This window comes from Marinobacter sp., from assembly GCF_041595835.1.
Lineage (GTDB): Bacteria > Pseudomonadota > Gammaproteobacteria > Pseudomonadales > Oleiphilaceae > Marinobacter.
Window position 1 is genome coordinate 46,009 of sequence record NZ_JBFHJO010000007.1, and the last position, 12,134, is coordinate 58,142.

The following is a 12,134-nucleotide window of genomic DNA, read 5'->3' on the forward strand; positions in this document are numbered from 1 at the left end:
TTGATTGGCGCCGTTTACAGCGCCATCTTCAGGCTGGCCTCGATAAACTTGTCGATATCGCCATCAAGAACCGACTGGGTGTTACTGGTTTCTACCTTGGTGCGCAGATCTTTAATACGGCTATCGTCCAGCACATAGGAACGGATCTGACTACCCCAGCCAATATCGGATTTCGAGTCTTCCTGCTTTTGCTTCTCAGCATTACGCAGTTGCATCTCGCGCTCAAACAGCTTTGCTTTCAGCTGTTTCATAGCCTGATCTTTGTTCTGATGCTGGCTTCGACCAGCCTGGCAAGCCACCACTATACCGGTGGGATTGTGGGTCAATCGCACAGCTGACTCGGTACGGTTTACGTGCTGACCACCCGCACCAGAGGCCCGATAAACATCTACCCGCAGGTCAGCCGGATTAATCTCGATTTCAAAGCTGTCATCTACTTCCGGAGAAATAAACACGGATGAGAAAGACGTATGACGGCGATTACCAGAGTCAAACGGCGATTTGCGAACCAGACGATGAACCCCGGTTTCGGTACGCAGCCAGCCATATGCATAATCACCCTGAATATGGATGGTTGCACTCTTGATTCCGGCAACCTCGCCTTCCTGCAGCTCAACAATCTCAGCTTTGAAACCGCGGCGCTCGGCCCAACGCAAGTACATGCGCAGCAACATATTGGCCCAATCCTGAGCTTCGGTTCCTCCGGAACCGGCCTGGATGTCCAGGTACGCATTATTCGCGTCCATTTCACCGGAGAACATACGACGAAATTCGAGTTTCTCGAGCTCTTTATCGAGATTTTCCAGGTCAGCTTCTATTTCCTGGACTGTACCTTCGTCATCTTCTTCAACAGCCATGTCGAGCAGACTTTCTGCATCTGCCAGGCCATTGGTGAGGTTATCAATAGTTTTGACGATCAATTCAAGATCAGAACGCTCTTTACCCAGCGCCTGGGCGCGCTCGGGATCATCCCATACGGTGGGAAGTTCCAGTTCTCGCTCTACTTCGACCAGACGTTCGCTTCGCTGATCGTAGTCAAAGATACCCCCTCAGCGCTTCGGTGCGCTCGCGAAGCTCTTTGATCTTCGTCACTATGGGATTAATTTCCATGAAACCTCTTCTCGCTTTGGAAAATGATGCGATAAAAACAGAGGGCGGATTCTACCGGAATTCGCGGGTTAAATCAGCTCAGAGGCTCCAGATAATCCACCAGCAATTGCAGATTCGTCCGCCCCCGGAAAGTATTGGAGTCTGGCTTATAAACCACTCTGGCCCCAGTACGCGTATAGTCTGGCACTTCCGGGCCAGTATTAAAGGCGATGCCATCCACAATGCCACTACCACCGACCGGTTGCAGCACCAACTTCAGGTGATTTTCACCAACAATCCGCTGACTCACTACATTGAACTCGCCATCGAACAATGGTTCAGGGAAATGCTGCCCCCAAGGCCCGCCACGCTTCAGCATATACGCGGTATCAAGATTCAGTTCTTCCGGCGCTAAAGGGCCATCCGTCACAATCGCAGCTTCCAGATCCTCAGGCTTCAAGGTTTCTCTGACCGCCTGATCGAAAGCATCACTAAAAGCGTCCAGGTCTTTACGGGCAATCGTCATACCCGCAGCCATGGCATGGCCGCCGTATTTTTTCATCAAGCCCGGCGACTGTGCGTCTACGACGGCTAACGCATCACGGATATGCAGGCCTGGAATGGAGCGGGCAGAGCCTTTGAGGTGCTCGCCATCATCGTCCGGCGCAAACGCAATGGTCGGACGATGGGTCTGCTCCCGGATCCGCGCAGCAAGAATACCAATCACCCCCTGGTGCCAATCAGGATCAAACAGAGCCAATCCCCAGGGCAACCCCTCTATATCGAGAGACATCGAAGCCAGCAATTCCTGCGCTTGTTGCTTCATATCTTTTTCAATGGTGCGACGTTCACGATTGAAGTTATCCAGTTCCCGCGCCAAACGCAGAGCTTCATCAGGATTATCAGCCAGCAAACAGGCAATGCCGATACTCATGTCATCCAAACGCCCTGCGGCATTCAGGCGGGGACCCACCACGAACCCAAGGTCAGTGGAGCTTATCTGAGTATAGTCGCGGCCTGCCACTTGCAGCAGTGCCAGTATTCCGGGGCGTGCCTCCCCCTTTCGGATGCGACGAATACCCTGCTCGACAAAAATCCGGTTGTTATGATCCAGCGGCACGACATCAGCCACAGTGCCCAAGGCAACCAAATCCAGCAGGTTCCCGAGGTTGGGCTCGGGATCCGGCAACAACTTATTGTCACGCAGATGTTTTCTCAATGCTGTCAGCACATAAAACATCACCCCCACACCTGCAGCGTTTTTACTCAGGAAGGGGCATTCAGGCTGATTAGGGTTCACGATGGCATCGGCATCCGGCAACACATCGCCGGCCAGGTGATGATCGGTGACAACCACTTTAATTCCCAGATCCCGGGCCGCACGCACACCTTCAATAGCCGATATGCCGTTATCCACCGTTACCAGCAGGTCAGGCAGATCTCCCTCGTCTTGCAGGCGGTGGATGATGCCTGGCGTCAAGCCATAGCCATCGGAGAATCGGCTGGGCACACGAAAATCCACCGAGGGCACGCCCAGCATAGACAGCCCCAGCATCGCCACTGCGGTACTGGTGGCACCGTCTGCATCGAAGTCACCCAGTATCATCACCCGCTGCTTCTGAACCACGGCATCAGCCAATAATTCAACAGCCCGGTCGATACCCCTTAAAAGCATAGGGGATGCCAGGTGTTTCAGGGTGTATTGAAGCTGATCATCGGAGCACACCCCTCGGGCCGCATAAAGCCGGCGAAGGATAGGAGGCAGGCTTTGCCCCCAGCCCGGCGAATCAGCTGGCTGGGGGCGACGCAGGATTTTTTTAGGAGTCATGCCGGTTCAGGCGTTCTTCCAATGCTTGGCCAGGAACCCCTGCACCTCTGTCAAATCATTATTCAGAACGGTATAGCGCTCTTCCCGTTCGAACAGATCAGCCATATGGGGCGGCAGCTGTGGCTTCACCGTCAACCCGGATTTGACGATCGCATCCGGGAACTTGGCCGGATGTGCTGTACCCAGAGTAATCATAGGAATGGAAGCGTCACGGCGACAGTTACGAGCCGCACGAACACCAATGGCGGTATGCGGATCCAACAGATACTCATTCTGCTCGTATATTTCACGGATGGTGTCGCACGTGGTTTTATCGTCTACGGCATCACTATCAAACAACCTGCGAGCATTTTTCCAGCGATAGTCCTCAATACTGACAGGACCCTTGGCGGCATTTTCCAGCAAGACTTTCACTGCTGCACCATCACGACCGTGCAGATCAAACAACAGACGCTCAAAGTTGCTGGATACCATGATGTCCATACTCGGCGACAGCGTATGTTCCAGTTGCTGCTGCTCGTATCGATTGCCACTCATAAACCGATGCAAAATGTCATTACGGTTAGTGGCTATCACCAACTGGCTAATCGGCAAGCCCATTTTCTTCGCCAGATAGCCTGCAAAGATATCGCCGAAATTACCCGTGGGCACCGAGAACGCCATACTGCGATCCGGGCCACCCAGAGCCAAAGACGCCTGGAAGTAGTAAACAATCTGGGCCATGATCCGCGCCCAATTGATAGAATTCACCGCTGCCAACTGGGTTTTACCGCCCAGAAATGACTGATCACCAAAGCTCTCTTTGACCATACGCTGGCAGTCGTCAAAGTTGCCCTTCACTGCGATGTTATGGATATTGTCGCCCTTCACTGTGGTCATCTGACGACGCTGAACTTCCGACACCCGCTGATGCGGGTGCAGAATAAAGATATCCACGTGTTTGCAACGCCGGCAACCTTCAATCGCCGCCGAACCGGTATCACCAGAGGTGGCTCCCATGATCACCACATGCTGTTGGCGCTTTTCCAGCACATAGTCAAGCAAACGACCCAATAACTGCAACGCGAAATCCTTGAAGGCCAGGGTTGGGCCACGGAACAGCTCCATTACCCACTCATTACTGTCCAGTTGCACCAGGGGCGCTACGGCTTTATGAGCGAAACCACTGTAGGTTTCCTCCAGCATTTTCCGGAAATCGTCTGCAGGAATAGCACCTTCCACAAACGGGTACATAACCTTGAAGGCCAACTCCGCGTATGGCAGACCCCGCCAGCTACGAATTTCTTCCAGGCTGAAATGAGGAAGCGACTCCGGCACGTACAGGCCGCCGTCGGTAGCCAAGCCAGTCAGAAGAACGTCTTCGAAGCCAAGAGCGGGTGCTTCGCCCCGTGTGCTGATGTATCTCACGTGCGTACCTGTTAGTTAAAGTTTTCTGCGCGGATGCGAACAACCTTGCCATCAACATCGGCCAAGGATTCCATGTCCTCAATGGCCAGATTCATCTGGCGTTCCTGAACCGTGTGAGTCAGGATAATAACCGGAATGCGGCCATCCGCGAACTCGGATTCTTTCTGCATAATTGACTCAATATTGATGCCGTGCTCACTCAGAATCGATGCAATTTTAGCCAACACTCCCGGGCGATCTAAAGCCTGAATCCGCAAATAGTAAGCAGACTGAATCTCTTCCATGGCCAGTACAGGGAGGTCTTCCAGGGCCTCGGGACTGAAACCCAGATAGGGAACCCGCTGCCGACTACCACTGGCCACTGAACGCGCCACATCAACAATGTCCGCAATGACGGAAGAGGCCGTAGCATCTGCACCGGCGCCGGGGCCGTAGTACATTGTCTGGCCTACAGCATCACCGTCAACCATAACGGCGTTCAGCACACCATCTACCTGAGCAATCAGGTGAGTCTTGGGCACCAGAGTCGGGTGAACCCGCAGTTCAATACCTTCATCTCGACGGCGGGCAATACCCAGATGTTTTACTCTATAGCCCAGCATATCTGCATGAGCAATATCACCCGGAGTCAGGGCAGAGATGCCCTCGGTATAGGCTTTTTCGAACTGCAGTGGCACTCCCATGCCGGACGAAGCCAGAATGGTCAGCTTGTGCGCGGCATCAATACCCTCAACGTCAAACGTCGGATCCGCCTCAGCGTAACCAAGCGCTTGCGCCTCTTTAAGTACCTCATCAAAGGGACGGCCAGCACGCATCTCGGTCAGGATAAAGTTACCAGTACCATTAATGATCCCGGCAATAGTATCAATACGATTTGCAGCCAAACCTTCGCGCACAGCTTTGATCACCGGAATACCGCCAGCTACGCCCGCTTCATAGGCAACCACAACGCCCGCCTTTTCAGCAGCGTCAAAAATTTCATTACCATGAACAGCAATCAAGGCCTTGTTAGCCGTTACCACATGCTTACCCTTGGAGATTGCCGCCAGAACCAACTCTTTGGCGATCTCGTAGCCACCAATCAGCTCAACAACGATATCGATGGCGGGATCGTTCACTACGTCAAAAATGTCGGTACTGAACGGAACATTGCCTAAATCCAGATCGTCCCGGGCATTTCTGCTAGCCACACGGGTAATCCGGATATTGCAGCCGACACGGCCCGAAATAATCGCCGCGTTGCGAGTCAGGACATTGAATGTACCGCCGCCAACGGTTCCCAGTCCGCAAATTCCGACATTAACGTCTTTCAAACTCTCACCTCTGATCCCGATGGGGGTGCTGATGGATTGCAATAGGGGGCATAGTATACCGATTCAAAGCCCGCTGAATAAGCCCCGAACCGGTCACAGTTCAAACAGTAGAGATTGGTGCCGTGAACCGGCACCAATGGAAACTTAAAGCAGGCCGAGACCTTCAGCCAGATTGCGGGCAGGGACGTAGCCCCGAATCATATTGCCGTCTTCCAGTACAATAGCTGGCGTACCCGTCACACCGACCTGAGTACCAAAATGGTACTGGGCCTCCACCGGGTTATCACAGGTCTTGCGTGACACAGACTTGTTGCTCTTGGCAGCATCCATTGCCTTTCTCTGATCGTCGGCACACCAGACAGACTCATACTTGGTAAAAGAGGGGGTACCCGGGCCTGAACGGGGAAATGCATAGTAATTTACAGTAATGCCATACCCGTTAAGCTCGTCGATTTCATCATGCAACTTTCGGCAATAAGGGCAATCGATATCAGTAAATACATCAATCACAGCCTTTTGCTCACCTTTTGCCGGATATGAAATAAGCCCTTCTTTGCCAAAATCCGCCATTTGCTGCTTACGAACATCCGCACGAGCTTCTTCAGTAACATTAGCAATGCCATTGCCTGTAATTTTCAGGAGGTCACCCGTTAGCAGGTACACACCATCTTTTGTCGTGTAAATAGTGTCGCCATTGCTGCTATACACCTCATAAAGGCCAGCCGCTTCCGACTCACGCACAGACATCACTTTCAGGCCAGGCACTGCATCAGACAAACGACTGGCAATTCCGTCTTCGACTTCTCCAGCACTCACAACTGACACACTGGCCAGCGACATAGTCAGGCCAGCTACTGCGGCCAAAGTTTTCAGTTTCATGAGCAAAAAAACACCTTTTCAATTAAAAAAAACCGGGGTCAGCGCCCGCCCAGCCAACCAGTCAATTCTAAACCGATGACTTGTGTTAGTGCGACACGAATAAATAACAAAAGTTCAGTTGCACATCAGACAGGCATCACCCCCTGGGATGGTGCGCCTGATGGAGATCTTGCAGGCGCTGCCGGGCCACATGAGTATATATCTGTGTCGTGGAAAGATCCGAATGTCCGAGCAGCATCTGCACCACACGCAAATCAGCGCCATGATTTAGTAAGTGAGTAGCAAAGGCATGACGCAAGGTGTGTGGTGAAAGATGCTTTTGGATTCCGGACCTTGAAGCATAAAGCTTAATGCGATGCCAGAAGGTCTGACGAGTCATCGCACAGGCCCGGTTGCCAGGGAACAGCGCGTCACTGCTTTTTCCTTTCAGCAACTCACCTCGCCCCTCTTTCATATACCGCAACAACCAATCCACAGCCTCCTCACCCAGCGGCACCAGGCGCTCTTTGCCCCCCTTACCGCTGATTCGAACGACGCCCTGGCGAAGATTCACCTGATCAACACTAAGACTCGTCAGTTCAGTGACCCGTAAACCACAACCATACAGAATTTCCAGCATGGCCCTGTCCCGCAACTCCAGCGGCACTTCAGGGTCCGGCTCAGCTAACAGCACATCCACATCTTGCTCGGTCAGCGTATCAGGCAGTCGCTTTGGCAACTTTGGGCTATCGATCCTCAACGTTGGATCTTCTGAAACAATCCCTTCCCGCAACAAGTACCGATAGAAACGCCGGACTCCTGACAAACGCCGGGCCGCAGTACTGGCCTTCAGACCATCGGTAAGACCCCGCGACATCCAGGCCAGTATATCGGTACGACGAGCCCCGGTCAGTGAAGGCGCCCCAGGCTGCTGCTCAAGCCACTCTGACAACCCCGACAAGTCACTGGCATAAGCCATCCGGGTTTTCTCGCCCAGACCATCTTCGAGCCAGATTGCATCAGCAAACTGAGAAATCAGCAACTCATCTTCAGATCTGGCCAATGGTAGCCCCCAATAACGTCAGTCAGGCTAAATTAAAGCATAAAAAAAGCAGCCACCCGGGCTGCTTTTTTTTCGTGCTGATCGGCCAGGCCGAAATCAGCCGAGCTTTTCCTTGATACGAGCTGCCTTACCAGACAGGTCGCGCAGGTAGTAAAGCTTAGCCTGACGCACATCACCACGACGCTTAACACTCACACTGTCAACCAGCGTAGAGTAGGTCTGGAAAGTACGCTCAACGCCCACACCGTAAGAAATCTTACGAACAGTGAAAGAAGAGTTCATGCCACGGTTGCGTTTACCGATAACCACACCTTCGAACGCCTGCAGACGCTCACGTGTACCTTCTTTTACGCGAACCTGTACAACCACGGTATCACCCGGCGCGAACGCAGGGATTTCCTTGGTCATCTGTTCTGCTTCAAGTTGATTGATGATGTTGTTCTTGCCGCTCATCGTAATGCTCCTGATACCTAATCTTTCAATGCCCTGATGATTCAGAGGCACCCGGTTCGTTCAAAATTTCATCCAGAAGCTGACGCTCTTCTTCCGTAAACACCCGCTGCTCCAGCAGGTCGGGGCGTCGCTCCCGGGTTCGCCTCAACGATTCTTTCAATCGCCAACGCCGGATCTGTTCATGGTGACCGCCCAAAAGAACTTCCGGCACCGCCTGACCTTCGTATACCTCGGGCCGGGTGTAGTGCGGACAATCCAGCAAACCATCAGCAAAGGAGTCTTGCTCTGCCGACTGCGCATGACCCAGCGCTCCGGGGATGAGGCGTGTTACCGCATCAATCACAGCCATCGCCGCCAGTTCACCACCTGAGAGCACAAAGTCACCCAGTGACACTTCCCGGTCGACTTCCGCCGATATCAGACGTTCATCAACGCCCTCATAACGACCGGCAACGAGAATCAGATGTTGCTCGGCAGCTAGAGACTCAACTACCGACTGATCCAGCCTTTCGCCCTGAGGAGAAAGATAGACCACACAGGCCTTGCCGGGTGCCGATGCCCGCGCCTCAAAAATGGCGTCCCTGAGAGGCTGAATTTTCATCAGCATTCCCGGGCCTCCACCATAGGGCCGGTCATCAACAGTACGGTGACGATCATGCGTAAAATCCCGGGGATTCCAGCTTTTGAACGTCAAAAGACCTTCTCGAACGGCCCTACCGGTAATTCCGTAATCTGTCACCGCAGAAAACATGTCAGGAAACAGACTGACTGCGCCAATCCACACTCGTCAGTACTCCGGATCCCAGTCGACCACCATTCGCGAACCACTTAGATCCACACTCATAACTACCTGATCCGGCAGATACGGGATAAGTCGCTCGCGCTGATCAATAGAATCCGCTGTCGCACGCACAACAAGCACATCGTTGGCGCCCGTTTCCAGCAGATGATGCACCTTACCCAGGCACTCATCTTCCACCGTGAACACATCAAGGCCCTCCAGCTGGTACCAGTAATACTCCCCAGGGGGAAGCTCCGGTAACTCTTCTGTCGGAACTCTGATTTCAGCGCCCGCATAAGTTCGGGCTAGCTCACGATCATCAAGTCCTTTAAGCTTGACGACGATCCCCTGCCCTTGGCGACGACCATCCTCAAGCTTTACAGGAATACGCTTACCGTCAAGAACCAAAGTCCAGTCACGGTAATTAAGTATCCCTTCTTTAGGCTCGGTGTCAGAGAAGACTTTAAGCCAACCCTTGACCCCAAACACCGAGGTGACCCGGCCGATCACAGTTTCCTGCGAATTCTGCGTCATGCCTGTCGAACCTCGATATTAAATTACAATTACTCAGCAGTTTTGAGCAGCTGGGCAACGCGATCGCTGGTTTGAGCACCCTGGCCCACCCAGAAATCAACACGCTCACGGTTTACACGCAGGCGCTCTTCCTGGCCACGGGCAACCGGGTTAAAGAAACCAACACGCTCAATGAAACGGCCGTCACGAGATTTACGGCTGTCAGTGACTGTCAGATGGTAGAACGGGCGCTTCTTAGAGCCGCCACGAGCCAAACGGATTGTTACCATTTCGACCAATATCCTGTTCTGTTGTACGAACTTTGTACGATTCTCACCCGACTGAAAACAGCCGACGAGAAGACCCATACTCGAAAGGGGCGCTATTCTATGCGAAAAAAGCGCCAATGAAAATAGGGAAACGCCCGGTTTCCCTATTTTATATGTAAGGCTTTTTACATACGGCCAAATGGAGGCATGCCGCCACCACCGCCGGGCGGCATCATACCACCAAGACCACGCATCATGTTGGCCATTCCGCCTTTCTTGCCAAACTTTTTCATCATCTTCTGCATTTGCTTGTGCTGCTTGAGCAGACGATTCACATCTTGTATCTGAGTTCCGGAGCCGGCAGCAATACGCCTCTTACGCGAATTATTGATCACATCCGGGTAGCGACGCTCTTTCGGAGTCATGGAGCAAATAATCGCCTCCATCTGACCCACAGATTTGTCGTTTACCTGAGCCTGTGCCATCTGTGCCATTTGCCCCATACCCGGCAACTTATCCAACAGACCGCCAATACCCCCCATATTCTTCATTTGCTGAAGCTGATCACGAAAATCTTCCAGATCAAAACCTTTACCCTTTTTGATCTTCTTGGTCAGTTTTTCAGCTTTCTGACGATCCAGCTTCCGCTCAGCTTCCTCAATAAGAGAAAGCACATCGCCCATACCAAGAATTCGGGAGGCAACCCGGTCCGGATGAAACGGTTCCAGAGCATCGGTTTTTTCACCTACACCCAGGAACTTTATCGGCTTGCCGGTAATATGACGAACAGACAGCGCAGCACCGCCTCGAGCATCACCATCAGTCTTGGTCAGCACAACACCCGTCAAAGGCAAGGCGTCATTAAATGCCTTGGCGGTATTCGCCGCATCCTGCCCCGTCATGGAGTCAACCACAAACAGTGTTTCAATTGGGTTCACAGCTTTGTGCAAACGCCCAATCTCACCCATCATCTGCTCATCAATGTGCAAACGGCCGGCGGTATCAAGAATCACGACATCCAGGTGCTTGCGGCGCGCAGCCTCAATGGCCCCATTAGCTATATCAACAGGGTCCTGGTCGGCGCTACTGGGGAAAAACTCCACCCCAACCTCTCCCGCAAGGGTTTCCAACTGTTTGATAGCAGCGGGGCGATATACATCCGCACTCACCACCATCACAGACTTCTTGTGCCGCTCTTTAAGGAAGCGGGACAGCTTGGCTACAGTAGTGGTTTTACCCGCCCCTTGCAGGCCCGCCATCATAATGACAGCCGGCGGCCGGGTAGACAGGTTAAGGGTCTCATTACCCTCACCCATTACCCGCTCAAGTTCCTGCTGAACAACCTTCACAAACACCTGACCCGGCGTCAGGCTTCGCTGAACTTCCTGGCCGATAGCACGCTGCCGCACACTCTCAACAAAGTCTTTGACCACCGGCAACGCCACGTCCGCCTCGAGCAGCGCCATGCGCACTTCTCGCAGAGTATCTTTGATGTTGTCGTCGGTGAGGCGCGCCTGACCAGAGATCTTGCGCAAGCTACCGGATAGCCGGTCCTGGAGATTCTCAAACATGTTGCTCTTCCGTACCCCGGAGAAATTGTTCACACAAATCAAGAAGCCAGTGTCGGCTGCTTGATTCCTGTTGCATAATCGCGACATTATACCCAGACTTGGGAGCCTCAGAACAACTCCGAGGCCGCTTTAACCCACAGGCCACTATATAAAGGACGTCATGGGAACGCTGATTCTCGCGGTTACCGCACTTTTACTGTACAGCGTAGGAACTGCCCTGCAAGCACTCCACTTCAGGGGCAAAGTAGAAACCAGCCTGGCAATCACCACACTGATTGGCGTACTTGCGCTCACCGGCCACGGGCTTCTGATCGCGCAAACCGTCCACCTGGACGGCGGGTTCGACCTCAGTTTTTTCAAAAGCTCCGTACTTATCTCCTGGCTTATTGTTTTTCTTCTACTCGGTCTTAACCTGACAAAACCTGTGGGGAGTCTGTTTCTAGGCGCGTACCCTATTGCAGCGGCAACCATCATCCTGGCACTCATAACTCATACACAATCCAAGCTTGTCCCAGACCAAAGTTACGGAATGCTTTCTCACATCGCCCTTTCCGTAACAGCGTACAGCCTGTTCACTCTCGCTGCCATTCAGGCTGTACTGCTGTACGTCCAGAACCGGCAACTAAAGCATAATTACAATAACCGCCTGGTGCGCAACCTCCCCCCCCTGCAAACCATGGAGTCCCTGCTGTTTGAGATGGTATGGGCTGGCGTTGTTTTGCTGGTTCTGGCGATCGTAACAGGTGCCGTATTTATTGAAGATTTATTCGCTCAGGATCTGGCCCATAAAACCATATTCTCTCTACTATCACTGCTCGTGTTCGCCGGCTTACTTCTTGGCCGATACACCAAAGGCTGGCGCGGCCTGACAGCAAGCCGCTGGACTCTCGCAGGCTGCACCCTGTTAATGATTGCTTTTTACGGCAGTAAATTCGTACTGGAATTTCTATTTCACAGAGGCACCTGACGTAACCGTCAGGGCCACTTGA

General features: G+C 52.8%; 12 protein-coding genes. 1 reads left to right on the top strand and 11 read right to left on the bottom strand.

What is annotated here, in order from left to right; genetic code table 11:
- Positions 1-14: 14 nt before the first annotated feature.
- The 11 genes from prfB to ffh form a co-directional block, all read right to left on the bottom strand.
- Positions 15-1,110 (bottom strand): peptide chain release factor 2 gene (gene prfB, locus ABYA77_RS04660; protein ID WP_372964782.1). Its coding sequence is split into 2 segments (ribosomal slippage): positions 15-1,037 and positions 1,039-1,110, totalling 1,095 coding nucleotides; the frame shifts between segments, so codons are not numbered across the junction.
- A gap of 73 nt (positions 1,111-1,183) precedes the next feature.
- The gene (recJ, locus tag ABYA77_RS04665; RefSeq protein ID WP_372964783.1) at positions 1,184-2,917 is read right to left on the bottom strand and encodes a single-stranded-DNA-specific exonuclease RecJ; all 1,734 of its coding nucleotides are present in this window, start codon (positions 2,915-2,917) and stop codon (positions 1,184-1,186) included.
- Between the two features lie 6 nt (positions 2,918-2,923).
- Positions 2,924-4,324, bottom strand: a complete 1,401-nt coding sequence (gene thrC / locus ABYA77_RS04670) for a threonine synthase (protein WP_372964784.1) — start codon at positions 4,322-4,324, stop codon at positions 2,924-2,926.
- Between the two features lie 11 nt (positions 4,325-4,335).
- Positions 4,336-5,637 (bottom strand): homoserine dehydrogenase, encoded by a 1,302-nt coding sequence (locus ABYA77_RS04675; protein ID WP_372964785.1) that lies wholly within the window; start codon positions 5,635-5,637, stop codon positions 4,336-4,338.
- A gap of 144 nt (positions 5,638-5,781) precedes the next feature.
- Positions 5,782-6,516, bottom strand: coding sequence for a DsbC family protein (locus tag ABYA77_RS04680; RefSeq protein WP_372964786.1), 735 nt, complete (start codon positions 6,514-6,516; stop codon positions 5,782-5,784).
- Between the two features lie 136 nt (positions 6,517-6,652).
- The gene (xerD, locus tag ABYA77_RS04685; protein ID WP_372964787.1) at positions 6,653-7,558 is read right to left on the bottom strand and encodes a site-specific tyrosine recombinase XerD; all 906 of its coding nucleotides are present in this window, start codon (positions 7,556-7,558) and stop codon (positions 6,653-6,655) included.
- Between the two features lie 96 nt (positions 7,559-7,654).
- Positions 7,655-8,011 (bottom strand): 50S ribosomal protein L19, encoded by a 357-nt coding sequence (gene rplS / locus ABYA77_RS04690; protein ID WP_372964788.1) that lies wholly within the window; start codon positions 8,009-8,011, stop codon positions 7,655-7,657.
- Positions 8,012-8,036: 25 nt separating this feature from the next.
- Entirely contained in the window at positions 8,037-8,795 is a 759-nt protein-coding gene (trmD, locus tag ABYA77_RS04695; RefSeq protein ID WP_372964789.1) for a tRNA (guanosine(37)-N1)-methyltransferase TrmD, read from the bottom strand.
- 3 nt (positions 8,796-8,798) lie between these two features.
- On the bottom strand, positions 8,799-9,326 hold the full coding sequence (gene rimM, locus ABYA77_RS04700) for a ribosome maturation factor RimM (protein WP_372964790.1): 528 nt from the start codon (positions 9,324-9,326) through the stop codon (positions 8,799-8,801).
- A 29-nt stretch (positions 9,327-9,355) separates the two neighbouring features.
- A complete protein-coding gene (rpsP, locus tag ABYA77_RS04705; RefSeq protein ID WP_372964791.1) occupies positions 9,356-9,595 on the bottom strand; it encodes a 30S ribosomal protein S16 in 240 nt (79 codons plus the stop codon).
- A gap of 164 nt (positions 9,596-9,759) precedes the next feature.
- Positions 9,760-11,145 carry a signal recognition particle protein gene (gene ffh / locus ABYA77_RS04710; protein WP_372964792.1) on the bottom strand — a complete coding sequence of 462 codons (1,386 nt, stop codon included), beginning with the start codon at positions 11,143-11,145 and terminating at the stop codon, positions 9,760-9,762.
- A 160-nt stretch (positions 11,146-11,305) separates the two neighbouring features.
- Here ffh and ABYA77_RS04715 point away from each other — a divergent pair, with 160 nt between their 5' ends.
- On the top strand, positions 11,306-12,112 hold the full coding sequence (locus tag ABYA77_RS04715) for an inner membrane protein YpjD (RefSeq protein WP_372964793.1): 807 nt from the start codon (positions 11,306-11,308) through the stop codon (positions 12,110-12,112).
- The last annotated feature ends 22 nt before the right edge of the window (positions 12,113-12,134 follow it).